Source organism: Streptomyces sp. NPDC029044, from assembly GCF_040637495.1.
Classification (GTDB): domain Bacteria; phylum Actinomycetota; class Actinomycetes; order Streptomycetales; family Streptomycetaceae; genus Streptomyces.
The window spans coordinates 22,711-46,601 of the sequence record NZ_JBEZWN010000059.1 but is presented as its reverse complement, the minus strand read 5'-3'; the positions used below and the strand labels follow the sequence as shown (position 1 = coordinate 46,601).

Here is a 23,891-nt window from a genome sequence, read left to right as displayed (position 1 = left end):
GGCGGTTTTACGGGGTGCCGCGCACGGGGGCTCATGCGGCGGTGGGGTCGGGGCGTGCCCAGGCCGCTTCGGCGGCGAGGCGTTCGGACCACTGGATGTGGTCCTCGTCGAAGGCGGCGTCGGCGAGGCGTATGCGCTGGACTTCGCCGGTTCCGGCCGGTGGGTAGGTGTGCTGGATGTCGCGCCACAGGCGCTGGAGGACGTAGTCGCGGTCGAGGGCGTGGGCGCCGTGCAGTTCCATGGCGTCCTGGGTGGACTTCATGGCCCACTGGTGGCCGAGATACTTGGCGTTGATCAGGTCGGCGTCGCAGGGCAGGCCCTGGTCGAGGAGGTGCACGGACTGGTACGCCAGGATTCGTCCGGCGCGCAGGCGGGCTTCCATGTCACCGATGCGGTCCCGCAGGACCGGCAGATCGGACAGGGCGCCCCGGTAGCGGGCGCGCGCCTTGAGGCGGGCAGTCGTGGTGGTCACGACCGCCTCGTGGATCCCGAGGCTGAGCGCTGCCAGGTTGGGACGGCCGTACAGGATGCTGCTGCTCTGGGCCACGCTCAGCCCCTGGCCGATCTCTCCGACCACGTTGTCCTCGGGGACGCGGACGTGGTCGAGGTCGAGGCGGCCGGCGGAGAAGCCGTGCAGGCCGAGCCCGGGGCGGTGGTCGGAAACCGAGAGCCCGGGTCGGTCGGATTCGACCATGAACGCGGTCAGCGCCTGGGAAGTACTTACGCCCGCCTCGGCGGTTCGGGCGACGACGAGGTGGGCTCCCGCGAGATGGCTGTTGCCGATGTGGACCTTACTGCCGGTGATCACCCATTGATTGCCGGCGCGTTCGGCGGTGGTTTCGATGCCGCCGATGTGTCCGCCGGCCCGCGGTTCGGTCACGGCGATCGACAAAAGAAGTGACCCGTCCGCCACCTGCGGCAGCCAGCGGCCCTTCTGTTCATAAGTGGCGAAGTGCAACAACCCGCCGACGGGGATCAGGGTGGCCTGCAGGATGGCCGCGGCAGCCGCCGACATGCAGGCGACGCGGTGGACCAGGACCGTCTTGGCCACATGGCCGGCGCCAAGACCGCCGAAGGCGGCCGGGACGGTGACGGCGAACCAGCCGCGTGCGGCCATCAGATCGGCGACCTTGCGCTCCACCCTGCCCGGAGCGGCCTCCATACGTGCAGCACGCGGCGCGATGTGCTCTTCCGCGAAGGCGTCCGCCTCGTCCCACAGCAGTTCGTGGCGGGCGGTGAGGTAGGGACGCAGCGCCGGTGGCGGAGCGGTGGGTGTGGCGGGCATGGTCGTCTCCCTCTCCCTGGGGGAAGGTCGCACAGTGGAGCGGCCGGGGATCGCCTGCGGCTCCCGGGTGGGGGTGGTGGAACGGCCTAGCGGACGGGCGCGTGGGCGATGTGGTCCATCACCTGGGCGCCGGCGTTGATGACGATGTCTCTGAGCCGTCGGGCCTCGCTCAGGGGCCGCTTCTCGGGGTCGATGACGCACACCGTGCCCAGCACGGTGCCGCTGTCGTGGATGAGCGGTGCGCCGAAGTAGGAGCGGATCCCGACTGCGTCGACCACGTGATTGCCGCTGAAGCGCGGGCTGGCGTGCACGTCGTGCAGCGGGAGGGCCTTCTTGCGGGCCATGACCTCCGGGCACCAGCCGTGGTCGCGGCTCATGGTGCGGCCGACGATGACGTACCCGCTGTCCGCGGGCGGCTGGTGCAGCCCGACGAAGGTCTGCTCCTCCAGGAAGAGATTGACGAACCCGTACAGGAATCCGGCCTGCGTGGCCATGTCGCGTGCCAGCTCGTCGAAGTCCTGGCTGGCAGCGGTGGGCACGCCCAGGCGCTCGAGCAGCTCATACCGCAGCGCCAGTTCGGTCGTCTGCAGGTCCTGCGGGCCGGTGACGGCAACGTCGGCCGAGACGGACGGCTCAAGCGCGATGTCTCGCATGTTGCGTCGCGGCAGTGACCGCGTCGCTGGGGCGGTCTGCGGCACGAGGTAGGGGTCGTTGGGCTGATATGACATCAGGCGTCCTGGAGAGTGGTAGTGGCTGCTGGGCGAGCGGGGCCTGCCGATGCGTTCTTCACTGCGTGGCCGACGAGGGCCAGCAGGACGCCGGCGACGTGGTTCGAGTCGCGGGCATCGCAGGTGACCACCAGCGCAGAGGTGGGGAGTTCGAGGGCGGTGCGAACCTGTTCGGGGTGGTAGCGGTGTGCTCCGTCGAACTGGTTGATTGCGACGACGAAGGGCAGGCCGATGTCTTCGAAGAAGCTGAGGGGGGTGAAGCTGCTTTCCAGGCGGCGGGTGTCGACCAGGACGACTGCGCCGACGGCTCCGCGGGAGAGGTCGTACCAGAGGTCGACGAACCGGTCCTGGCCGGGCGTGCCGAACAGGAACAGTTCCAGGGGCACGGGCGCGTCCGGCAGGCTGAGTCGGCCGAAGTCGAAGGCGACCGTGGTGGTCTGCTTCGCCTCGACGCCTTCCAGGCTGTCCACGTGCGCGCTTGCCTCGGTCAGATACTCCTCCGTGCTCAGCGGCGTGATCTCACTGACAGCACCGACGGCGGTGGTCTTGCCCGCGCCGAAGCCCCCGGCAATCACGATCTTCAGCACAGACGGTACACCGGCCTGCGGGCGCGACGGACTCCGCAGCGCCACGGTCGGGTCATCCGGCCTGGGGGTAGGCGATGGCATCGGGCCACTTCCTCTTCAGGCCCACGGAGAGGGCCGCCAATAGGTGGGTGGTGGGACGCTCATCCGCGTCTGCGTCGGAGGCGGCATAGGCACCGGTGACGGAGATGACCAGTGCGTCGGCGTCCAAGAGGTCCGAGACGAGGATCTTGACGGCGGTGACGGGGCGGCGGAGTCGGCCCGCCAGCTCGGTTACGGAACGCCGGTGCTCTCGGCACAGGGCGAGGATCTCTTCGCACTCCGCGGCCTGCCCCGGGCCCGGGCGCCCCGACCCGGCGTTCAGCACGGTCTCCAAGCCCAGCAGGTGCCGCGGCTTGGTGCGCCCGCGCGTCAGCGTGTAGGTCCGCACGAACGTCGATTCCTCGGCCGAGCGGCCGTGTGTGGTCACCGGACCTCAGCACCCGTGCCGACGCGGACGGGGATCTGCATGTAAGGGGCGAACTTCTGGACGAGGCGCCCCATCTCGAACCCGACGGTGCCCGCGTCGGCGTCCGTGGTGGCGATGACGGCGAGGATCGTGTCCACCTCACCGCGTTCGTTGCCGGGATGGCCCTCGAACGCTGCGCTGCACCCGGCGCTCTGGACGAAGAACAGGCAGTCGTCTCGCTCGATGATGACTTGCTTGGCCGGCCTCTTCTTGTGGCTGGGGCCGGTGATGTTCGTCGCGAGGGAGGCCACTCCGCTGAGCGCGGCCGACAGTTCGTCCGCCCAGTCTTTGTCGACGTCGCTGTCCAGCAGCCGCAGTCCGTCGCGCGACAGCAGGACGGCGTGCGTGACGCCCGGAGTCTCGGAGGTGAAGTGACGCAGCAGCCAGGCCATGTTGTCCCGTTGACCGCTTGCCGTCGTCTCGGATGCGGGCGCGTCGCTGGTCACGTTGTTCATCGCGGGGTGGGTGCTCATAGGGATCGCTCCAGAAGGGGGAAGGGCCAGCGGATGTAACAGGCCACCGGGAACGTGAAGGAAGGGCGAAATCAGGGCCCGGGTTGCTCTGGCGAAGCGGGCGAAGAACCAGCGGTCCCACTGGCCTGGATGCCTTTGCGGAAGGCGGCTGCGAGCCCTGGCGTCGCCGCGGTCACGGGGGCTTGCTCCCGCTCGCGTGGTGGACGGAACGAGCCGGCCTGACGCGTACGCGTGGGAAGGGCGGGCGCATCAGCCGAGTGACCTGCCTCTCCGGCTCTCGGCGCCCCTGCGGTGTCCGGGCGTGGTACCTGGCCCGCCGGGACGGCTGGAGCCGTGGCACTCTGCCGAGGCGGCGCGGAGGGGCGGGGTCTCCTGGGGAGCGCGCCCGAGTCCTCGAGCGAGGGAATCGCGACGATGAGCCGTGCCGGAATGACGACCAGGGCGGTGGTGCCTCCCGTCACGTTCTCCTGGAGGAGAACGGACAGCCCGTGCGACTGGGCGATTTTCGCGGCGACCAGCAAGCCGAGCTGTCCCGCTCGTACCTGACCGCTGACGTCCACCTCGTCAGGGGCCTTGAGCAGGTGGTTCATCTGCGCGCGTGTCTGCGGATGCATAGGGATGGCCCGGTCCTCGACCTCGATCGCCAGCCCGTTGGAAACCCGCTGCGCTCGCACGGTCACCTTCGTTGCCGGATCGGAGCACTCGCAGGCGTTCTCGATCAGCTCGGCCAGAAGGTGGGTCAGGTCCGGACCCACATGTCCCGGAAGCCCCAGCTCAGCGCCCACGGAACCAGCCGCGACGGCCACACGCGGATACTGCACAACTTCGGAGACCGCGCCGCGCAGCGCCGTCGCGACGGGGACGGGCCGACGCACGCTGCGCAGGGACTGCCCGCCCAGCACCGCCGTGCTCTCGACCTGCCGGCGCATCCGCGTCACGAGGTGATCGATCTCGAAGATCTTCGAAAGCAGCTCCGGGTCGTCGGTCAGCTTCTCCAGCTGGCTCAGTGCCTCGAGCGCCTTGCCGACCAGTGCGTGCTCGCGCATCGCCAGACGGCGCAGCACTTCCAGGAGAACGACGGACTGTGACTCGTCGTGCACGCGTATCAGCGACGCGATGGCCTGGGCCTGGAGGGAACTCAACGCCTTGTTGATCTCGACGGTCGGACTGGCCGACGGTGGCGTGTGCATGTCCGGCAGCGCCGGGCGTCCCCCGCGGCACAGCTCGTCCGCCGACCACTGCACCGACTTCTCGACGGCCGCCCCTGCCTCGGCGACCGCTGTCAGCGCCGCTGCCTGGGCCTCCTCCACCGCTGCCTGCATGGCCCCTGCGGCCGTGCGCACTCCGCGAGCCGCCACCAGCGCGACCCCGGCCAGCCCACAGACAAGGTCGGCCAGGAGCCAGCCGGGACCTACCGCAGACATCGACCACAGGGCGAAGACGGCACCCAACAGCGTGGCCAGAAGCACCATGGGCAAGGCCACGGCGCGGCGGACATGGTGCAGCGTGATCGGGTCGATCCGTGGAGGCCGACGTCTGCGGTGGCCGGGAGCGGCCGGCCGTGCCGGGAAGGCGCTGTCAGGCATGGGAATCCTCGTCAGGGGGCGGGGTTGCTAGGCGTGCTGCGGCGTCAGGCTTGTGCCGGTCTGGAGCGGTGAGGTCGAGCGAGGCGCCGGAACCTCGACCGGGCCTCGCTGGCAGGAAGACTGCGTCGCCAGCTGATGAAGGAGCCGGGCACTTTGGATCAGGCCCATGTGGCTGAACGCCTGCGGGAAATTGCCGAGCTGGCGCTGCTGGACGGGGTCGTACTCCTCGGCCAGGAGCCCGAGGTCGCTGCGCAGCGCGAGAAGGTGCTCGAACAGGGCGTGGGCCTCGCCGAGGCGGCCGGTCAGGGCGAGCGCATCGACGAGCCAGAAGTTGCAAAGGAGGAAGGTGCCCTCATCGCCGGCCAAGCCGTCCACTCCGGTGCGCTTGCCGCGGGTCGGGTACCGATACACGAGCCCGTCCGGTGTGGAGAGTTCACGACGTACCGCGTCCACGGTGCCGATGACGCGCGGGTCGTTCGGCGGCAGGAAACCGACGCGGAGGATGAGCAGCGTGGCGGCGTCCAGTTCCTGGGAGCCGTAGGACTGAGTGAAGGTGTTGCGCGCCGGGTCGAAGCCCTTGGTGCAGACCTCGTGGTGGATCGTGGCCCGCAGTTCGACCAAGGGGGGCAGGTCCACGTCGAGGGCACCGACTTCGGCCAGGCGGATCGTGCGGTCTACCGCCACCCACGCCATCACCTTGGAGTGCACGAAGTGCCGGCGTGCCCCGCGGATCTCCCAGATTCCCTCGTCGGGCTCCTGCCAGCGCTGCGCCAGGTGCTCGATGAGTCGCTGGTGCAGGACCGCAGTGTCGGCGCAGTGGGCGACACCGCTCTGGTGCGCGAGGTACAGCGTCTCGATCACCTCGCCGTACACATCGAGCTGCAGTTGGTCTGCCGCCCCGTTGCCGACTCGCACCGGGGCCGAGTCCTCGTACCCCGGCAGCCACGCCAGCTGCCGCTCCCGCAGATCACGCTCTCCGGTGATCCCGTACATGATCTGCAGGTTCTCCGGATCACCGGCCACCGCACGCAACAGCCATCGCCGCCATGCTTGCGCCTCCTGCCGGTACCCGGTCCCCAGCAGCGCGGCCAGGGTCGTGGAGGCGTCGCGCAGCCAGGTGAAGCGGTAGTCCCAGTTCCGTCCGCCGCCGATCTCCTCAGGCAGTGATGTGGTCGGCGCCGCGACGATCCCGCCGCTCGGCCCATAGGTCATCGCCTTCAGCGCGATCAAGGAACGAATCACGGGCTCGCGGAAGGGGCCGTCGTAGGTGCATTCCTGCGCCCACTCCTGCCAGAAGGTGAGAGTCTCGGTGAGCGCGACCTCCGGGTCGGGAACGTCAGGCGCGGCTGCATGGGATGGGCACCAACTGAGCACGAAAGCCACGCTCTGCCCGGCGGCGACGGCGAAGGCGCCGACGATGGCGCCGTCCTTCTCCACCTGCTGGACGCAGGTGTCGAGCCACAGAGCGTCCGCGCCGGCCTCCGCGACCATGCGGCCCCCGACCTCGTGGATCCACGGGCTGACGCTGCCGTATCCCGGCCGCGGACGCATGGCAGAAATCATCGGCACTTCGCCGGTGAGACCCTCTACGATCCGGATCACCTGAGGTGCCCCGTCGCGTGGCGGCATGAAATCCAGGACGCGGACCGAACCGGTCGGGATGTGCCACACCGATTCGAGGACGAGTGAGTCACCGCAGTACTGGCGTTTGGCTTCCGCTTCGAAGCCGGACGGGCCAGGATGCGGCGAGGCCGGAGTGATCTGCCAGGTGCCGTGTTTCTGTGTCCCGAGTGGGCCGGCGAAAACGGCCGGAGAGTCGAAGCGGGGCAGGCACAGCCAGTCGATCGAACCGTCGTCGCAGACGTGGGCACTGGTCTGCATGTCGCCGATCAGGCCGTACTGCTCGATACGCGGAAGACGTTCCATCGCTTGTGAATCTCCATTGACCCCGCAGGCCGGGGGGTATCGGGGGCCGCTACGGCGGCCGGGAACACTGAGAAGGAGGGGCACCTGTGGTCACCGGGGTGAGGTCGGGTCGTTCAGGGTCGGCGGGGAGTCCTCGTTGGCCGCGACAGGACTGGCTGCGCGCTCGCCGCGGAGGACCAGCCAGGCCGTCGGCCCGAGAATCAGGCCGATGACGACGACCCCGGTTACTGTCACGTCCGTGGCACCGAAGCGGCCCAGACCAAACAGGCGAGGGCGACTGCGAAAACCGCCCCGCGCAGCATGTTGATCCGGGGCTTCCACGAACGCCGCCTGCGCTCCGGGCGCAGCGACCCGGGATCACCGCGCTCCACATGCGTGACGAGTTCCTGCGTCGCTTCGGCGAGCTCGACCAAGTACACCCGGCTGGGCATGTATCCCTCAGGGACGCTGTCCGAGCAGAGCCGCTGCGCGCGCAGCAGGACGGGGGTGCCCGAAGCGGTTCGTGCTCCCAACTGAGCAACATGACCGCGCAGACGGCGAACGAGGTCCTCCACATCAGCAGCGCTCTCGGGTAGCGGTGAATCCTCGCCCAGCACGAGCGTCACCGTCTCCGATGCGGCCACCACGTGATCACGCTGCGGCGCCCGCTTCACGGTGACGGACCCTCGCGCTCCGCTCCCGCCCACGCTCTGGATGTCTCCTCCGCGAGAAACCAGCGAAAGGCGCATGACACAACTCCTGTTCGGATCAAGCCAAAGTGAGCCGAAATCGCCGGTTGGCACCGACGGCTGGCGTGCGAAGTGAGTGATCTGGCAGCTACGTTGAGCGAACCGTGAATCCCGTCTGAGGGGTATGCCTGTGCGGACCGGAAGGCCGCCAAAGGCGCCAAAGATCATTTCGGACCCAAGGGGCAGTCCATGGCCCGTGAACGAAACGTCGCCCTCGCCGCACTCCTGCGCGAAGCAGGCTGGTCCCAGCCACAAGCAGCCGCTGCCGTTGCTCGAGTGGCCGCGGAGAGCGGAGTGCGTGAGCTGGAGGCGATCTCCCGCTCGCACATCTCCATGTGGGTGCTCGGCACGAAGCCGAGTGGCAGAGCGCCGCATATCCTGCGCGAGACGCTGTCCCGCAGACTCGGCCGCCACCTCACCCTGGCCGACCTCGGGCTGGAAGAAGAGCCAACAGGCACGACCGACACCGGATCCGACTGGAGCGTCGACCCTCTGACCGCACTGGCCGAGCTGGGAAGCGACGATCTCGACATGCACCGACGCAAGCTGCTGTCCACCGCCGCCTACTCCGCGGCCGGCCTCGCCCTGCCCACAGCCTCGTGGTGGGCAGCCGCCCCCGCAACAGCGGCGAAGCGCCGACCTGCATCCCCGCGCCCGGTGACCCAAGCAGACATCGACGACGTCCGCGACCTCACGGTCTACTACTCCGCGCGCGACCAGCAGCGAGGCGGCGCCTCCGGCCGCAAAGCCCTTGCCAGCCACCTGCTCGACGAAGCAGTGCCGCTGCTCGGCGGTCGATTCCGCACAGATCAGCTGCGCCGCGACACGTACTCGGCCGTGGCAGAGATGACTTACCTCGCCGGCTGGATGGCGTTCGACGCCAGTGAACACCGCACCGCCCAGCGCTACCTCACCATCGCCGCCCGGATCGCGGCGGAAGCGGGAGACGGACCGCTCGGCGGCCATGTCCTGCGCGCCCTCGCCCACCAGGCTGTGGACCTTGGGCATCCACGCAGGGCGCTCGCCCTGGCCGACGCCTCGATGTCCCGCGATCGCTACGGCCAAGCCAGCCATCGCGAAAAGGCACTTCTGGCGATCGTCCACGCTCGCGCACTCGCGGCCGACGGCGACCGGGCCGGCTCTCTCGCGGCCATCAGCCGCGCGGAGCGGGACCTCGCCCGCGCCGACACCAACGAGGCGCCAGCGCGTGTTGGCTTCTTCCAGGAAGCCTCCCTCGCCCACGAGACCGCCTGCGCTCTGCGCGACATGGGCCAGCCTCGGGATGCGGAGATCCACTTCAAGCGCAGCGTGGCCACGCGCCGACGCCAGCAGTTCGCCCGTACCCACAGCGTGACGCTCGGCTACCTCGGCGCCGTCCAAGTCCAGCAGGGACGCCTCGACGAGGCATGCGCAACCTGGAACGAAGCACTCGACGCCATGGCCGGTATCCAGTCCGGGCGAGCCCGCGACGTCATCGTCCGGATGCAGAGCGACATCTCGCCCGTCCGGCAGCGCGGTGGTCGCCACGTCGCCGAACTGGACCGTCGCGCGCGAGGCATGTTGCGCGCCATAGGCTGACCACAGAACGATTTCGCGGCGCCGACCGGAGGCCGCCGCGCACGCTACGCCCAGGGAGAGGAACGAGCGCTGATGCCGACCTACGAGGTCAAGTCGATCGCAACGGTCGTCGGCGGCCACACCCGCGTACAGGACGACTACCAAGGCGGGGTCGAATCGATCATCCGGCTCGACGACGCGTATCCCCTCGAAACACTTCAAGGAATCCAGGAGTTCTCCCACCTGACCGTGACCTGGCGCTTCCATCTGGCCCGAACCGAAGACGTCCAGCTCCACGCACGCAGCCCAAGGGGAAACCAGAACTGGCCGGCGACCGGTACGTTCGTCCACCGCAACCACCGGCGCCCCAACCAACTGGCGGTCAGTTACCCGCGGTTGCTCAAGGTCGAAGGCAGGGACCTCCTGGTCACCGATCTCGACGCCGTCGACGGGACGCCCGTGATCGACCTGGCACCGTACTTCGAACAGATGGGGCCTCAGGGCCCGATCCGTCAGCCCGCATGGCCTGGCGAGATGCTTGAACCGAACTATTGGGCGAAGGCAAGCGAACGGCCCTCCGAGAATCCCCTGTAGGGGAAGTGGCTGAGCTGCCCGACTCGTCAACCGCATGGCCGGGAACCATTTGGAAGTCTGGCTCAACCCGCAGCCCTCGCGTACCGGAACTCACACCACGTCTCCTTGCCGCTGCTCTCCCACGCGTCTGAGATCGCATCGACAAGCCGGATCCCGCGACCGGATTCACCGTCGGGTCCGGCTTCCTTGAGCACGGCTGAGGCCGGATTGTGATCGGTGACCGAGACGCGCACCACGTCGACGGCCACCGTGATCCGGAGCTCGACTTCTCCCTCACCGTGAATCACGGCGTTGGTGACCAGCTCCGAGACGGCCAGTACGACGACCCCCGCCACCGGCTCCGAAACACGGCACCGCCGAAGGAACGCCCCGGCTGTCTGCCGCATCTCGCCAACTTTCATGAGATCAGGGAGAAAGGCCGCCTGACAGCCATGGGATGCCGCCGGTATGCCTGCCATCGCCGATGTGCTGTGCCGGTCTTCGTAAACCGACCTCGCGCATGACACGCCTGCCACGTCGGCAAAGGTACGGATGCCCCCGCCGGGCGGGGTCTCCTCTTGGAGCCTGCTCATGGGGGCTATCGCACCGCGTGGCGACGCCGTGGGCCAGGGGAATCCAGAGGGGGAAATATCTGTCAAGGGGGAAAGTTGGAGGGGGAATTGAGGCCATGATTGGATTCCGCCCACCAACAGAGGTCACACTCATGCCAGATCCGTTCGCCGACCTGCTCCTCCGGCTCCGGCAGGAGGCGGGCAGGACGCAGGAGGAGCAGGCAGACGCGATCAACGCTGTCTCCGGCCGGGACACCATGACCCGCCGAGAGATCAGCCGCTATGAGAACTTCGAGAACGTCCCTACCAATCACACAATCGCCCACATCGCGGCGGCCTGCGGTGTGCCCTTCGAGGAGCTACAGCGGGAGGCCAAGGCTGCCCGAGCTCGGAAGAGAAAGGGGCATGCCAATGCAGAGGAGGACCAGGACGCCGTGAAGCGTCGCACGCTGCTGGGTGGCGCCGCTGTCGGCGTGAGCGCGGCTGCCGAGCCCTGGGGGCGCCTCGCCTTCGCCCTCAGCAAGGGGTCCAAGATCGATTCGTCCTCCGCCGTCGCGCTCATCGACCGGGCCGCTGCATTACACGTCCAGGAACTCAATCTCAGCGCCCGGCGGCTACAAAGCACGGTCGAGTTGCATCTTGACGCGATCAGCGCGGCTCTGCCTCGTGCCGGCGAGCACGAGCGGGCTCTCACTATCGCCGCCGGAGAGACCGCCGCCCTGGCCGGTTGGGTTGCCTGGGACCTGGGTGAGCACGACAAAGCCGACGCCTACTACAAGGTGACGTTGCAGTGCGCGACGACCGCCGGGCACCCTCCGCTCCGAGCCTTGGCCCTGACCTACAGCAGCTACGGTGCCGCGACGCCGAAGGCGAAGTTGGAGTCCCTTTCCCAGGCGGCCAGCGATGTGCGAGGCCACGGCAACGCTACTGCTGCCGCTTGGGTCCTCGGCAGGCACGCCGAGGAGGCTGCGGCGGTCGGCGACGAGATTGGGGCGCTCCGGGCGTTGGAACGAGCGCGCTTCGCCTACGACTTCGCGGATCAAACCAACGAGCAGGCGTGGGTCCGGTTCGTGACCCCGTACCGCATGGACTCGCTGGCCCTCTCTGTGTACGGGCAGTTGGGGCGTCCCGAACTCACCGCTACAGCAGACACCGCAGTCGACCGCCTCGGAGACGAACTCCCGGACGGAGGCGTCGTGGTCCTCGGTGATCTCGCTTCGGCCCTTCTGCGTGGAGGTGACGTCGACCAAGGGGTCTACGTGTCACGCCAGTTCGCCGCAGCGGCACAGGCCAAACCCAACACGATGGGCAAGGAGCGCGCATCGACTATCGCAGCGTGGCTCCCCGACCGAGAACAGGACCTTGCCGTCTACCTGCGGCAGTTCGCCTCCTGAACCCCCTTGCACCGATACAGGGCCAAACTCAGGACGCGAACGCCGTCGTAGTCCCGTCGCTTCTCAGCCCTGGGCCGTCTCCTCAACAACCCAGGACAAATACGCCTCCGACCCACCGGTCACTGGCAGAGTGATCCACTGGGGGATGTCGTACGGGTGCTTCTCGTGCAGCCATGCTTCCAGTGCCGGGAGGCGGTCCGTAGTAGTCATGTACGAGATCCGCCACTCCTGCGCCGTTTCCACCTTATTCTTCCACCAGTAGAAAGCGGTGATCGGCTCATCGATGTGAACGCCCGCTGCCAGCTTGCTCTCGACCGCGCCACGGGCCAGCGCCTTCGCCTGATCCTCGTTGTCGCTGGTCGTCTGCGCGATCACAATCTCGTTGGCCATGCAATTACCTCTCCAACTCGGGTACCGCGACCCTATCTAGCCGCGGGTGGCCGACCCCAAGGCATGGTCTGCGACCCCTCGCGTGCGGCAACTGGTTTGCTCTGCCACAATGCCTCCGTCACCTCGCGCCTTGGGAAGGACGCCGCGGGATGCCCCCACTGATCACGTCGCACCCGGACGCGTTTCCTTCCGTCCCTCCACCGGACCTTGACGACCCCGGGGGGCATCTCTGATGAGCCTGCATTCGTCGCCCAGGCCCGTCAGTGCCAACAGGCTGTACGTCACCTTCAAGCGTTCGATCTGATCGACAGCGAGAGCTTCCACCTGAACTCGGGCGGATCTCCGACGTCGATACTGTGAACGATTCTCTGCTCTTCCGCCTCGCCGAAGCCGTGCAAGCCAGCGCACCGGCTGCCTTCACGCTCTCAGCGCTACCTCTCACCGGATCGCGTGGCGCACTTCGCTACAGCGTCGCTCCGTGGACGCCCGTCATCGGGCTCCCTCAGCTACTGGTCGCAGCGTCGGCGAGCTGTGGACTCCCGCCCATGAAGAGCAGCAGTCGACTTCGTCCGCACATTGGCATCGGTTATTGCGGAAGGCCGCTTCCGGTCGGACCCGTGCACGACGCGGTGAGGTCCTTACGCTCACTGCCCCCCACGGCGGTGCTAATTGACCATGTCGACCTCGTTGAGATGCGACGCGAGAGTGCTTCGTACAGATGGCGCGTTGTTCAGAGCGTCTATCTACCCCACGACGGGCGCAACGCGACCACCTGATCTGACGCTGACTGGTTCAAAGGCTGCGAAGTAGCAGCGGATCGGCTCGCCCGGTTGGACGACTTGAATAGTGCCGAGAGGGGGTGCCGCTGCCGTGGTTGGCGTCCACAGCTCCACAGCGGCCTTGCCCGGACCGGCCAGGTCGAGAACCCTACGCGGTTGAGCTCCACGGGCTCGGGTTGGTCGTTGTGCAACCGGCGAAGAACGCCTGGTCACCCGTCTGCCTCTAGGATGAGCACTGTCTGCTGTGTCCGAGAGTACGGAACTGCCGTCGAGTTCAGGGTCGAAGTCGCCTCGCATCAGAATTCGCCTACGGCAGACGAGAAAGATCCTCACAGGACTGGAACCCCTTCCGGGGCTATGTCAACGTACAACACCCCGGCAGCAACGAGGTCGGCAAGCGGCCTACCGGGTGACCCGATGAGGAGTCGTTTCTGTCAATGTACGTGCACCGATCTGTCTGGCTGGTTGCCCCCTGCCTTCTGCGCCCTGGGCGCACTTGCGGGTGAACCGCGCACTGCCCCTTCTAACTGCGGGGCAACCTCAGGGCCAGCAGCCGAGGAGGAGCCGGCAGGGCACGAGCGGAACATAGCCGACGATCACCGGTTAGCCAAACCGGCGATCGTCGCGACCATTGAGGGTGTTCGCATTCGGCTGTGCTTGGCGGTGGATCCGCATGCGGACGGAGGGGCGGCGCTGCGAAGACGAGAGGAGGTATGGAGCAGCACTTGCCCGTGCCTTCTGACATCGACAGCATCCGCCCTCTCTGAGGCGGCGACCTACCGCGCGCTGCGCGTGGGTCTGATGCTGTCGATCCCGCCCTGTTGTTCCTCGTCTCCGAGAAGAAAACTCCCATTAATGCGCCGATTCTCGATACCCCCTGCCCAATTTCCGGGCTCGCGTCTCCTGGTGGCCAGTAGACGGGCTGTTGACTCCCCCGGATCCTTCCGGGGCTCGCCGATGACCATGCAACTGCTGTCGCTCGCCATGCAGAAGGGGGTGTGACTTGCCTCAGGGAGGGAGCTATCGACTGCTGACCCCGGCGGAGGTCGCCGAATGGTTGCAGGTAAGCGAGATGACGATCAAGAACAAGTACAGGGCCTGGGGGATCAGGCCGCAGAAGGTTGGAAGGTTGCTGCGGTTTCGGGAGCGAGATGTCATCGCGTACCTGGAAAATAAATACGGCTAAGCCTGCACGTAGTTCCGCCTGGCAAGGGAGAAAAATTGGCTCGGGTCTTCCAGAAGTGCAAGGAAGACGAGAAGAGTAAGCACTATCCGTGCTTCACTCGTAGGTGCGGCCACCCGTGGACTGTGCGATACCGGGAGCCTGGCGGCAGGACAGGAAGCCAGCGGGAGAAGTCGTTCGACAAGTACGGTCCGGCTGACAAGTTCGCGGCCAAGGTCGAACGTGAGAAGGACCTCGGAACCTACATTGCACCAACGGGGTTCTTGACTCCCTTGGTGGCGGTGTATCGGGAGTTCATCAAGTCCGGCGACCGTGTTGGCGGAACCCGGTATCAGTATGAGACCAGCCTGCGGCTGCATGTCGAGCCGTACTTCACGAGCAAGCCCATCGGGGCCGTGCAGCCCAGAGACTTGAAGGACTGGCTCCGGTGGATGGTCGAGGAATGCGGCTACGAAGAGTCAACGGCAGTCAACCGCTACGAGACTCTCAGCGGAGTCTTCAGCTACGCCGTCGCCAACGACTACATCACCAAGAACCCATGCCATCACCTGAGGGTCGGCCGCCAGCGCGTCAAGCGCAGAGCGAAGAAGACCATCCGGCTTCCGACCCTTGCCGAGATCGCGGCGATAGCGACTCACCTGCCGGGACCGTATCAGCTGTTGGTCTGGCTCATGGCGGGATGCGGCCTGCGCGTTGGCGAGGCCACGGCGGTGACCTTGCAGCAGTTCGACTTTGAAGCTGGCATTCTCCACGTCGATCGTCAGATCACGCAGGACGGAGCGAACGAGGAGCCGAAGTCCAAGCGGCAGAAGGCCATCACCAAGGGCCGCGGGCGAGCCCACACCATCCGCCATCTCAAGTGGCGCGACCACGACGAAGGGCGTGCCGTGCCGCTTCCACGAACGATCGAGGCGAAGGTGAAGGAGCACCTGCAGTTGTACGGCACCTTCCGTGTGGAGAAGGGACTGAACCGCATGGAGGGCGACTACCTTTTCGCCAACGTCGGGCGGACCAACATCCTCATGTACTCGCTGGTGGACCGGTTGTGGCGGAACGCCAGGCAAGCTGCAGGTATCACAAGGAAGATTACGACGCACTGGCTGCGCCACTTCTTTGCGTCGGCTGGGCTCGCCAGAGGCGTGCCTGTCACGGACATGGCTGAGTGGCTCGGACATAGGGACCCGAAGATCACTCTTCAGACGTACGCTCACGTCATGCCCGATGCCCCGGACCGCCTGCGTTCGGTCATGGACGCGGTCTTCAGCTTGGAGACGGAACTGAGTCTGCCTCTCGAGTTCGAAGCGGTTGTCGAGGCGGCATAGCCCGGTCCAGTCTCTGATGCTCTGACCGGCTACCGCTTGGTGGCTTGAGGACCTGCCGTGAACACGCGCGGGCGGCCTCGAACAGCGACGCGCGAAGGTGTCTGCAAGAGCGAAAGGCGTCTGCAGACACCTTCCGCTCTCGTCGAACACGGCCTGTCACTGCCGTTGGTAATGAGCACAATGCCCTGGGTTTCCTCCGGGAGTTGAAGCACAGCGTGGGGAGCGCATCTGAGTGTGCGGCGCGTGCCCCCGCATCGCAGGGCGAAGTACTCGACCCACGGCCACACCCATGCCTTGGCGGCGGGATCAGCCCGCATGGTCCCCTCCTCCGCATCCCTGACTTCTCGGAGACGAACATCGGAGTCATCTCCTCCGGGCGCCTGTAGTGCGCCGTGCGTGCTCCCTTTGCGCCCCACGAACGCTTTAACTCCGCCTACCTCAAGGTGGCTTTGTCTCTTACGTTGGTCTGTTCGCTTCAACAGGGGGCGGGCTCCGGTGCGGCGTGGGCCGGATCGTCTTACCGGTTCAACTCAAGGGGCGACACGTGGAAGCGATCGCGGGGCACATACGCCGGCAGACGGTGGCCACCCGAGCGCGGCAGTGGGCAGACGCGCTTGTCGACTTCGGGCCCTACAACACCCTCCTACACTTCAAGGACGCCAAGACGGCGTCATTGGATGTCACTGGTGCTGCACCGCAGTCTGTGACCTCGCTGTTGGCAGGCCGCAGAACCCGGCTGGCTGCCCTCTTCCCTGATACCGCCGACCACATGGTGGCCTGTACCCGGGCACGCAGCCTGCGCCGCAAGATGGTGGAGCTCGATGAGGAACAGGGCATCGAGGCCGGCCGCCTGGCGTTGGGATTGCTGCGAGTCGAGCCCCCGCCCACCCGCGGCAGGACGCCTGTCCCTGCCCTGCGTGCCCCACTACTCCTGCAGCCTTTGAGCATCGAGCCGCGCACCGCCACCGAGAACGACTTTGTTCTCGAGGCGGCGGGCGAGACGGAGACCAACCCAGTCCTGCTGTATGCCCTCAACCGCCAGTACGGCCTGGACGGCGACACGGAGGAACTGGCCGACAAAATCACCACTGCCCTCGAGGAGTGCGCGGATCCGGCCGACTACATGCGCCTTACCTACGGGATTCTTCAGGCCGCCTGCGCGCGCAGCAACCTGACGGTGGAGCTGGAAGAGCGCGTCGTAGCGGGCGTCTTCAGCTTCGACCGGCTCCCCATGGTCAAGGACCTCACCAGCGCCACCGACCTGCTCGCAAGCCACCCGGTGATCGCGGCTCTCGCTGGCGACAGGGAAGCGAGCCGCACTCTGGTCGAAGACTCAGGTCCCAGTCGGCCAGCCGGTGCCGACGACATCCCGCCCCGATCGGAGTACCTGGTCCTGGACGCGGACGCCTCCCAGCAAAAGGCCATCAACGCGGCCCTTGCAGGCTGCCATCTAGTGATCGAGGGCCCGCCCGGCACGGGCAAGAGCCAGACCATCGCCAACCTGATCGCCGCCTTCTCGGCACAGGGCAAACGAACGCTGTTTGTCGCTGAGAAACGAGCTGCGATCGAGGCGGTCACCGACAGCCTCGCCCGCGTAAATCTGGGCGGGCTCGTATTCGACCTCCACGGCAACAAACTCAGCCGCCGCCAGATCGCCCAGCAACTGCACGACGCGCTGGAACGCGCCGGCCAAGAAGCCCCGCCCCGTCCCGCCGAGCTGCACACGAACCTGGCCCATCACCGCCAGCAGGCACTGCAGCACATACAGGAGTTCCACCAGCCGCTTGAGCCCTGGCAGATCAGCGCACACTCGCTGATCACCCGCCTGATGGGCAGCCCACCCGATCACCACACCCGCCTGCGCCTGCGCGGCCACCACTTGCACCGCCTTCACGGCGATTACTTCCACCAGGCCGAACAGGACCTGCGGGCCTTCGTCGCCAAGAAGGGCCTCGCCGTCCGTCGCGGAGAGTCACCCTGGTCCCACCTGCCCGCCCGCACCGACGACGAACTGCACGCCGTGGTGACCAGCCTCGACCAGCTGACCGGCCGGGCCCTGACCGACACCCGTCGCGCCCTGGAGACGCTGGTGGACACCGCCGGACTGCGCCGAGCCGACGACATCGAAGGCTGGCACGCGCTGCTCACGCTGCTGCACGACGTCACCGAGACGCTGGCCCGCTTCGAGGCGGCCGTCTTCGCCCCCGGCCTTGACGACCTCATCGCCGCCACCGCCGACCGAAGCTGGCGCAAGGAGCACCAGCGGAACATCGGCTGGTGGCAACGCCGAAAGCTGATCAAAACAGCACGGGGCCTGTCCAAAGACGGCCAGCGCGACCGCTCCGCCCTGCACGCCGCCCTTCTCCAGGCTGCCGACCAGTACACCCGCTGGCAGACACACGCCACGACCCGCGACACAAGCCCCTGGACCGTTCCCGGACTGACCGGTGTCGCAGCCACGTTCACCGAGCTGCGCAACCAACTGGCCGCGATAGCCCTATGCGTACGCTGGGGCGACTGGGAGACCACCGCAACCGACGAGGTGGACAAAACCATTCAGCGACTCGACCAGGACCGCGACACCCTGCTGCGGATGCCCGAGCTCAACCAGCTCACCGACCGCCTCGAAGCTGCCGGACTCGGCGGCCTTCTGGACGAGCTGGCACAAGCGGACGCCGCCCCCGACACAGCCGTCGGCACCCTTCACCACCTGTGGTGGTCATCCGTCCTCGATGAAGCGCGCATGAGCTCCCCCTACCTGCGCTCCTTCACTCGGACCGAACACGACCACACGATCGAGCAGTTCCAACGCCTCGACCGCACCCACCGCGACACCAACCCCGCACGCGTCCGCTACGAAGTCGCAACCCGCCTCAGGAAGACCCGCGACGCCCACCCCGACCAAAGCACCCTCGTGCGCACCCAGGCCCACCGCAAGTCCCGGCACCTGCCGCTCCGCAGGCTCGTCGACAAAGCCCCCGACGTCCTCATGGCCGCCAAACCCTGCTGGGCCATGTCCCCCCTCGTCGTCAGCCGCGTCCTGCCGGCCACGCGCCTGTTCGATGTCGTCATATTCGACGAAGCCAGCCAGGTCCTGCCGCACGACGCGATCACCTCCATCATGCGAGCCCGGCAGGTCATCGTCGCCGGCGACCCGCACCAACTGCCGCCCACTACCTTCTTCCACCGACTGCTCAGCGGAACAGACGAGCATGCCCACGACGATGACGACGAAGAAGCAACACCGGACGTCTTCGAATCACTGCTGGACATGCTCTGCAGCCACCTGCCCCACGTCCACACCCTCAAATGGCACTACCGCAGCCGCGACGAACGCCTCATCGCCTTCGCCAACCACACCATCTACAACAACGCTCTCGTCACCTTCCCGGGCACCACCCAGGCCAGCCCCCTGCGCCTGGAGACCGTCGACGCCCACACCCGTCCGGGCCACCACGGCTCCTCCGACGAAGAAGTACACCGCGTCGTCGACCTCGCCCTCGCCCACGCCACCAACGCTCCCCACCTCAGCCTCGGCATCATCACCATGGGACAGCGCCACGCCGACCGCATCGACCTCGCCCTGCGCCAGGCCCTCCAAGATCACCCCGACCTGCAGGCCTACTTCAGTCCCGACGCCGGCCCGCGCCGCCGCTTCTTCATCAAGAGCCTCGAACAAGTCCAGGGAGACGAACGCGACGCCATCATCCTCAGCATCGGCTACGGCAAAACTGCAGCCGGCCGACTGTCCATGACCTTCGGCCCGCTCAACAACGACGGGGGAGAGCGCCGCCTGAACGTAGCCATCACCCGCGCCCGCCAGTCGATGACCGTCGTCAGCTCCTTCACCCACCACGACTTCGACCCCAGCAAACTCAAAGCCACCCGCAACCGCGGCCCCGAAATGCTGCGCGGTTACCTCGAATACTGCTCCCACGGAGGCGACCTCCACCGCACAGGGACCGCACGCACCGACTGGAACCTCAACGGCTTCGAACAGCAGGTCCTCGCCGCCCTCGAAGCAGCCCACGTCCCCGTCACACCCCAGTGGGGCGTCTCCGGCTACCGCATCGACTTCGCCCTCGGCCACCCCGACCGCCCCGGCCAGATGATCCTCGCCGTCGAAACCGACGGCGACCGCTACCACCGCGCCCCCAGCGCCCGCGACCGCGACCGTCTGCGCCAGGAGCACCTGGAAAGGCTCGGATGGCGCTTCCACCGCATCTGGGCCTCCGACTGGTTCTCCAACCCCCACACCGAACTCGATCGCCTGCTCACCTCATGGCACGACGCCGCACGACAGGCCGACCACGTCCCACCCGCCCGCGAACCCCAGCCCGTCGCACCTCACGCCGCACCCCCTCCGGCAGCAGACACCCGTGGCTCGCGTCCCGTCCTCCCCGACGGGCAACGCATCGGCGACTACACCGACACCGACCTGCTCAACCTCGCCACCTGGCTGCTCAGCGACGGATTCCAACTCGACCGTGACACCCGTATCAGCCAGGCCCTGACTGAACTGGGCTTCAAAAAGCGCGGCCGAGTCATCGTCGAACGCCTCACCCGCGCCTTCGAACAAGCCCAAAACACTGCAGACAAGGAACAGACGCGATGAAGCCCCTCGACCCCCTCACCCTCGAACGCATCGCCCGTCTCATCGTCGACATCGACGGACCCTTCGAACGCCGCGGTTACCAACTCGCCCAGCTCCTGCAACGCGCCGCCTGGCCATCTCCCGCCGAGTACGACGGCTCACCCCGCATCCCATGGCTCACCGACATCCTCACCGGCACCGACGACCCCGCCGCCGTCACCAGGCTGCTGTGTCGCATCTGCGACCCACTCGAATACGACGACGGCATCGCCTCCGCCGACCCCGTACGCCAAGAACTCAACACACATCTCGCCGCCGAGAACCTCGCCATCACCTACGTATCCCACCGGCCCGTCCTGGGCGAACTCGGCACCGACGGCCACACCACTGTCTTCACCGTCCCCGACGACCTCGAAGACCGGATCCGCCCCCTCGTCAGCAGTGAAGACTTCCTCCAACAGCTCATGGCACGCGTCACCGAGACGCGGATCTGCGAACAGCACGGCGCTTACGGCATGGCCCTCATCGGAATCGGCAGTTTCACCGAAGCCCTCCTTCTCGACGTCCTCACCCACCGCGACCCCACCCTGCAGCAGGGCTTCCCTCAGGACAACGGAAAGCGCGTCGCACCCGAGCGCGCCAGCTTCGCCCTCCTCCTGGACACGGCCCGAACCCGCGGCTGGATCCAGATGGACGCCCACGACTTCATGGCGATCGTCCGCGAGTACCGGAACTTCGTCCACCTGCGCAAACAACGAGAACGCGGCGTCGTCCCCGACCGAGACACCGTCGGCATGTGCTGGGGACCTGTACTCGCCGTTCTCAACGACCTCGAGACCAGCCGCTAAAGGAGAGATCGTTTCAACACATGGCGACTGTCGAACGGAAGTTGTCGCTCCGTGAGTTGGGACTACTGACGGGCCGCCGACAGGCGGCAGTCGGAAGTGATGTCGACGGCAGCGCGGTCTTCCAGCGCGTGGTTCAGTGGGCCTGGCCCTTCCCAATAGGATCGAGCGACACGATTGCCATGAATTCGCACTTCAGGGCAGCCTGCTCGTTTGGAATCGGTGCTGCTTCGTACGGGTTCAGGCGCTGCTCTCCGCTCTTCGAAAAGGGGCCCATGGCGTTACTGGTGAGTAGCCGACAACAACTGTGATTGCTGTCGGTAACCTTGCCGAGTCGTCAGTTCCCCGACCGAAGGAACCCCGTGGACGCAGAGCAGTGGAACGCCCCCTACCCGATCGGCACGCGTGTGATGGCTTACCCCAGCGTGCGGCCGGAGGGCCCGCTCGCGGGGTCGCGTACCAGGAGCGCGCCGCCGCTGGCACGCTTCCTGCGTCTTGGGGGAGCGGACCCGTGCCAGAGGCTGGACACCGTCACACGGTCCGTAGCCTGGACCCTCGGACACGGCGCCCCGGTCGTCAAGGTCGAGGGGGAGACGGGCGGCATCCTCCTCGCCCACGTCGACCCAATCCCTGCCGACACCCCCGGCGGTGAGGTTCTTGACTGAGACCGAAGGCAAGCGGACCGTTCGACCCAACCCTCGACCCGACCTGAACTTCACCCCAATCCGCAATGGCATGGACTACCTCGCGAGGGCCGTCGATGACTTGACCATGGGCGCCTCGCCCCCTAGCGAGCGTGATCTGAAGTACGCCGTGCTCCACCTTCACGCTGCGACGGAGGTCCTACTCAAAGCGCGACTGATCGGTGAACACTGGAGCCTGGTGTTTAAGAACCCTGGTGGCGCAACCCTCGAGGACTTCGAAAAGGGAAAGTTCGAGAGTTGTACCATCGACGCGACCATGGACAGGCTCGACAGCATCGCGCAGGTGAAAATATCCCTCGATGATCGCAGCGCGATCAAGGTTTTGACAGACGACCGAAATGCACTCACTCACTACGGCCATACCGCTAATGCTTTCCGGGTGGAGGCCAGGGCGGCAGAAGTTCTCGGCTTTCTGCTGAACTTCATCTCCGAGCATCTGAGGCCGATGCTAGTCGCCGACTTCAAGAGGCGACTAGAAGCACATGATCCCCTGAATTCCGACATTCCGGAAACGGTGGCGCTCGCGCGACGCGTTGAGCTCGCGAATGCGCATAACGAACGGAATCAGGTCGACGAGACTATGGATGAGCTGCGCGTGAAGCTGGGCCGAATCCAGAAGTTCGTCCAAAAGCGCATGCAAGATATATCTGGCGAGCTAGCCTCAGTCCAACATCGCACGGTGCTGTGCCCTGAGTGTCACAAGTGGGCCTTGGTCGTCAACGATGACGCGAGCTGGAAACCTATCTCCTGTCGCTTCTGCCTGGGTAGTTACGGCCTTGAATTGGGGGGACTTCAGTATGTGTGGAGCGTCCTCGGTGAGGACAACGGAGCCGTTACGAGCTGCCCGAACTGCGGAGGCGCGGACACTTTGGTGATGGGCGCCAGCACTGCCGCCCAGAAAACGACAAACCTTGCCATCTGCTTCAACTGTGCCGCGATATGCGAGGAGAAGGCCGATGGCCAGCGCTGACCCGAGGATGCCGTGAGTGTTGACGCCGCGGAGGAGGAGACCGTCGACGCCGAACTCGTCGAGGACGCGGAGCTGGGGCGCACTGTGCCGGCTGCCCGCCCGCTCGTCGACGCGCACACGGTGCTGATGCCCGGCGAGGAGATCCCGACCAGCGAGGATCCGCGCACGACGTACACGGAACGGGACTTGTACGTCAGCGAGGAGACCGCCCAGGCGATCAAAGAGGCCGAGGAGGAGGGTTCACTCCAGCGGCGTACGGCGATGCGGCTGTTCGAGGCGTGGTGTTCGGAGCAGGGCCGGGTGGCGATGCCGTGCACGACGGCGACGTACACCGAGTACGGCCGTCACCTGATGGCGAAAGGCCTCAAGGCCACGACGATCCGGCACTACATGTCGCTGGTCCGGACGTCAATGCCGGCAGGGAAGAAGCCGGACAACAGCCTGTTCCTGCTGGTCCTGGCGCAGTACCGGAAGAAGAACAAACGGGCGCTGCGCAGGAAGGAAGCGTTCCCGATCACGCTGCCGTACCTGGTCCCGATGATGGAGAAGGCGGAGGCGGACGACCGGCCGATCGGCTGGCGCGACTCGGCGATGCTCGCCTTTGGGTACCGGTTCCTCGGACGCAGCATCGAAGACGTCGACCTGGACCTCGAGGACCTGACGATCCTCGACGACATGCTCGTTGTATGGCTCGCCGAGGACAAGAGCCATAAGGGCGAGGAACAGACCATCTACCTCCACGACCGTGAGGACTTGCGGCTCGTGTTCCGGATGCGTCGCTGGGTTGGCTACCTGGCAGAGCAAGGCATCATCAATGGGCCCGTCTTCCGTGAGGTCCTGCGCAGCGGCAAGGTCGCGTCGTCGGAGACTCGGCTGAAGCGCGGGGCCACCAAACGCGGTGACAACCTGCGTCCGCAGACCGTCAACGAGCGGGTGAAGCTGTGGTTCTCAGCGGCTGGGCTCAAGACTGACGGACGTCCCGTGTCCTCACACAGCCTTCGAGCCGGCGGAGCAACGGACCTAGGTACGAACGGGGCGACGGATGAAGAACTCGAGGAGGCCGGTCGCTGGAAGAAGGGCTCGCGCATCCCTCGGGAGAGGTACGTGCGCCCAGCCAAGGACGTGTCCAAGGACCACTTCAAAAGGGTCCCGATGCACGACCCGGAGGCCCGAGCGCAGGAGTGATCTGG

The 23,891-nt window shown here is 66.6% G+C and carries 21 protein-coding genes and 1 pseudogene; 10 read left to right on the top strand and 12 right to left on the bottom strand.

The features are described 5' to 3' along the window. Positions 1–31: 31 nt before the first annotated feature. The 9 genes from AB0E85_RS32085 to AB0E85_RS32045 all read right to left on the bottom strand — a co-directional run bounded on the left by AB0E85_RS32085 (position 32) and on the right by AB0E85_RS32045 (position 7,818). Positions 32–1,285 carry an acyl-CoA dehydrogenase gene (locus AB0E85_RS32085; RefSeq protein ID WP_361934639.1) on the bottom strand — a complete coding sequence of 418 codons (1,254 nt, stop codon included), beginning with the start codon at positions 1,283–1,285 and terminating at the stop codon, positions 32–34. 86 nt (positions 1,286–1,371) lie between these two features. Then, a complete protein-coding gene (locus AB0E85_RS32080; RefSeq protein ID WP_361934636.1) occupies positions 1,372–2,013 on the bottom strand; it encodes a GAF domain-containing protein in 642 nt (213 codons plus the stop codon). Further along, positions 2,013–2,600 (bottom strand): ATP/GTP-binding protein, encoded by a 588-nt coding sequence (locus AB0E85_RS32075; protein ID WP_361934633.1) that lies wholly within the window; start codon positions 2,598–2,600, stop codon positions 2,013–2,015. The genes AB0E85_RS32080 and AB0E85_RS32075 overlap by 1 nt, the downstream gene beginning before the upstream one ends. Positions 2,601–2,652: 52 nt before the next feature. Then, positions 2,653–3,066 carry a DUF742 domain-containing protein gene (locus tag AB0E85_RS32070; RefSeq protein WP_361934630.1) on the bottom strand — a complete coding sequence of 138 codons (414 nt, stop codon included), beginning with the start codon at positions 3,064–3,066 and terminating at the stop codon, positions 2,653–2,655. Beyond that, positions 3,063–3,578 carry a roadblock/LC7 domain-containing protein gene (locus AB0E85_RS32065; protein ID WP_020271951.1) on the bottom strand — a complete coding sequence of 172 codons (516 nt, stop codon included), beginning with the start codon at positions 3,576–3,578 and terminating at the stop codon, positions 3,063–3,065. The genes AB0E85_RS32070 and AB0E85_RS32065 overlap by 4 nt, the downstream gene beginning before the upstream one ends. Positions 3,579–3,649: 71 nt before the next feature. Further along, positions 3,650–5,164: an ATP-binding protein gene (locus tag AB0E85_RS32060; protein WP_361934628.1), complete on the bottom strand. Its 1,515-nt coding sequence runs from the start codon at positions 5,162–5,164 to the stop codon at positions 3,650–3,652. Between the two features lie 27 nt (positions 5,165–5,191). Then, positions 5,192–7,090 carry a glycoside hydrolase family 15 protein gene (locus AB0E85_RS32055; RefSeq protein WP_361934642.1) on the bottom strand — a complete coding sequence of 633 codons (1,899 nt, stop codon included), beginning with the start codon at positions 7,088–7,090 and terminating at the stop codon, positions 5,192–5,194. 90 nt (positions 7,091–7,180) lie between these two features. Then, on the bottom strand, positions 7,181–7,324 hold the full coding sequence (locus tag AB0E85_RS32050) for a hypothetical protein (protein ID WP_361934625.1): 144 nt from the start codon (positions 7,322–7,324) through the stop codon (positions 7,181–7,183). Continuing rightward, positions 7,321–7,818, bottom strand: coding sequence for a DUF6415 family natural product biosynthesis protein (locus AB0E85_RS32045; RefSeq protein WP_361934622.1), 498 nt, complete (start codon positions 7,816–7,818; stop codon positions 7,321–7,323). Before AB0E85_RS32045 ends, AB0E85_RS32050 begins: the two co-directional genes overlap by 4 nt. 189 nt (positions 7,819–8,007) lie before the next feature. Here AB0E85_RS32045 and AB0E85_RS32040 point away from each other — a divergent pair, with 189 nt between their 5' ends. Continuing rightward, positions 8,008–9,396, top strand: a complete 1,389-nt coding sequence (locus AB0E85_RS32040) for a Tat pathway signal protein (protein WP_361934620.1) — start codon at positions 8,008–8,010, stop codon at positions 9,394–9,396. A gap of 72 nt (positions 9,397–9,468) precedes the next feature. Beyond that, positions 9,469–9,969: an SAM-dependent methyltransferase gene (locus AB0E85_RS32035; RefSeq protein ID WP_361934617.1), complete on the top strand. Its 501-nt coding sequence runs from the start codon at positions 9,469–9,471 to the stop codon at positions 9,967–9,969. 62 nt (positions 9,970–10,031) lie between these two features. Here AB0E85_RS32035 and AB0E85_RS32030 read toward each other — a convergent pair whose 3' ends face one another. Next, complete coding sequence (locus AB0E85_RS32030; protein ID WP_361934614.1) at positions 10,032–10,541, bottom strand: ATP-binding protein; 510 nt, start codon at positions 10,539–10,541, stop codon at positions 10,032–10,034. Between the two features lie 131 nt (positions 10,542–10,672). Between AB0E85_RS32030 and AB0E85_RS32025 the strand changes: the two genes are divergently transcribed. Further along, entirely contained in the window at positions 10,673–11,914 is a 1,242-nt protein-coding gene (locus tag AB0E85_RS32025) for a helix-turn-helix transcriptional regulator (protein ID WP_361934612.1), read from the top strand. Between the two features lie 63 nt (positions 11,915–11,977). Here AB0E85_RS32025 and cutA read toward each other — a convergent pair whose 3' ends face one another. Further along, entirely contained in the window at positions 11,978–12,304 is a 327-nt protein-coding gene (gene cutA, locus AB0E85_RS32020; protein WP_361934609.1) for a divalent-cation tolerance protein CutA, read from the bottom strand. A 263-nt stretch (positions 12,305–12,567) separates the two neighbouring features. Here cutA and AB0E85_RS32015 point away from each other — a divergent pair, with 263 nt between their 5' ends. From AB0E85_RS32015 to AB0E85_RS31995, 5 genes are all read left to right on the top strand, one after another. Next, a complete protein-coding gene (locus AB0E85_RS32015; RefSeq protein WP_361934607.1) occupies positions 12,568–13,080 on the top strand; it encodes a 2'-5' RNA ligase family protein in 513 nt (170 codons plus the stop codon). A gap of 1,006 nt (positions 13,081–14,086) precedes the next feature. Then, entirely contained in the window at positions 14,087–14,269 is a 183-nt protein-coding gene (locus tag AB0E85_RS32010; RefSeq protein WP_361934604.1) for a helix-turn-helix domain-containing protein, read from the top strand. 35 nt (positions 14,270–14,304) lie between these two features. Next, the gene (locus tag AB0E85_RS32005; RefSeq protein WP_361934601.1) at positions 14,305–15,588 is read left to right on the top strand and encodes a site-specific integrase; all 1,284 of its coding nucleotides are present in this window, start codon (positions 14,305–14,307) and stop codon (positions 15,586–15,588) included. Positions 15,589–16,132: 544 nt separating this feature from the next. Beyond that, a complete protein-coding gene (locus AB0E85_RS32000; protein ID WP_361934598.1) occupies positions 16,133–20,203 on the top strand; it encodes an AAA domain-containing protein in 4,071 nt (1,356 codons plus the stop codon). Beyond that, entirely contained in the window at positions 20,200–21,030 is an 831-nt protein-coding gene (locus AB0E85_RS31995; protein ID WP_361934595.1) for a hypothetical protein, read from the top strand. Before AB0E85_RS32000 ends, AB0E85_RS31995 begins: the two co-directional genes overlap by 4 nt. A 62-nt stretch (positions 21,031–21,092) precedes the next feature. Here the strand turns inward: AB0E85_RS31995 and AB0E85_RS31990 are convergent. Then, positions 21,093–21,244: pseudogene (locus AB0E85_RS31990) on the bottom strand (IS256 family transposase); the annotation flags it as partial. Positions 21,245–21,684: 440 nt separating this feature from the next. Here AB0E85_RS31990 and AB0E85_RS31985 point away from each other — a divergent pair. Together AB0E85_RS31985 and AB0E85_RS31980 are read left to right on the top strand one after the other, a co-directional pair. Continuing rightward, positions 21,685–22,701 (top strand): hypothetical protein, encoded by a 1,017-nt coding sequence (locus tag AB0E85_RS31985; protein WP_361934593.1) that lies wholly within the window; start codon positions 21,685–21,687, stop codon positions 22,699–22,701. Positions 22,702–22,713: 12 nt separating this feature from the next. Beyond that, a complete protein-coding gene (locus tag AB0E85_RS31980; RefSeq protein WP_361934590.1) occupies positions 22,714–23,886 on the top strand; it encodes a tyrosine-type recombinase/integrase in 1,173 nt (390 codons plus the stop codon). Positions 23,887–23,891 lie beyond the last annotated feature (5 nt).

Coding starts and splice junctions, on each gene's coding strand:
- AB0E85_RS32085 (WP_361934639.1), bottom strand. CDS start 1,285: ATGCCCGCCACACCCACCGCTCCGCCACCGGCGCTGCGTCCCTACCTC.
- AB0E85_RS32080 (WP_361934636.1), bottom strand. CDS start 2,013: ATGTCATATCAGCCCAACGACCCCTACCTCGTGCCGCAGACCGCCCCA.
- AB0E85_RS32065 (WP_020271951.1), bottom strand. CDS start 3,578: ATGAGCACCCACCCCGCGATGAACAACGTGACCAGCGACGCGCCCGCA.
- AB0E85_RS32060 (WP_361934628.1), bottom strand. CDS start 5,164: ATGCCTGACAGCGCCTTCCCGGCACGGCCGGCCGCTCCCGGCCACCGC.
- AB0E85_RS32055 (WP_361934642.1), bottom strand. CDS start 7,090: ATGGAACGTCTTCCGCGTATCGAGCAGTACGGCCTGATCGGCGACATG.
- AB0E85_RS32045 (WP_361934622.1), bottom strand. CDS start 7,818: ATGCGCCTTTCGCTGGTTTCTCGCGGAGGAGACATCCAGAGCGTGGGC.
- AB0E85_RS32040 (WP_361934620.1), top strand. CDS start 8,008: ATGGCCCGTGAACGAAACGTCGCCCTCGCCGCACTCCTGCGCGAAGCA.
- AB0E85_RS32035 (WP_361934617.1), top strand. CDS start 9,469: ATGCCGACCTACGAGGTCAAGTCGATCGCAACGGTCGTCGGCGGCCAC.
- AB0E85_RS32030 (WP_361934614.1), bottom strand. CDS start 10,541: ATGAGCAGGCTCCAAGAGGAGACCCCGCCCGGCGGGGGCATCCGTACC.
- AB0E85_RS32025 (WP_361934612.1), top strand. CDS start 10,673: ATGCCAGATCCGTTCGCCGACCTGCTCCTCCGGCTCCGGCAGGAGGCG.
- cutA (WP_361934609.1), bottom strand. CDS start 12,304: ATGGCCAACGAGATTGTGATCGCGCAGACGACCAGCGACAACGAGGAT.
- AB0E85_RS31995 (WP_361934595.1), top strand. CDS start 20,200: ATGAAGCCCCTCGACCCCCTCACCCTCGAACGCATCGCCCGTCTCATC.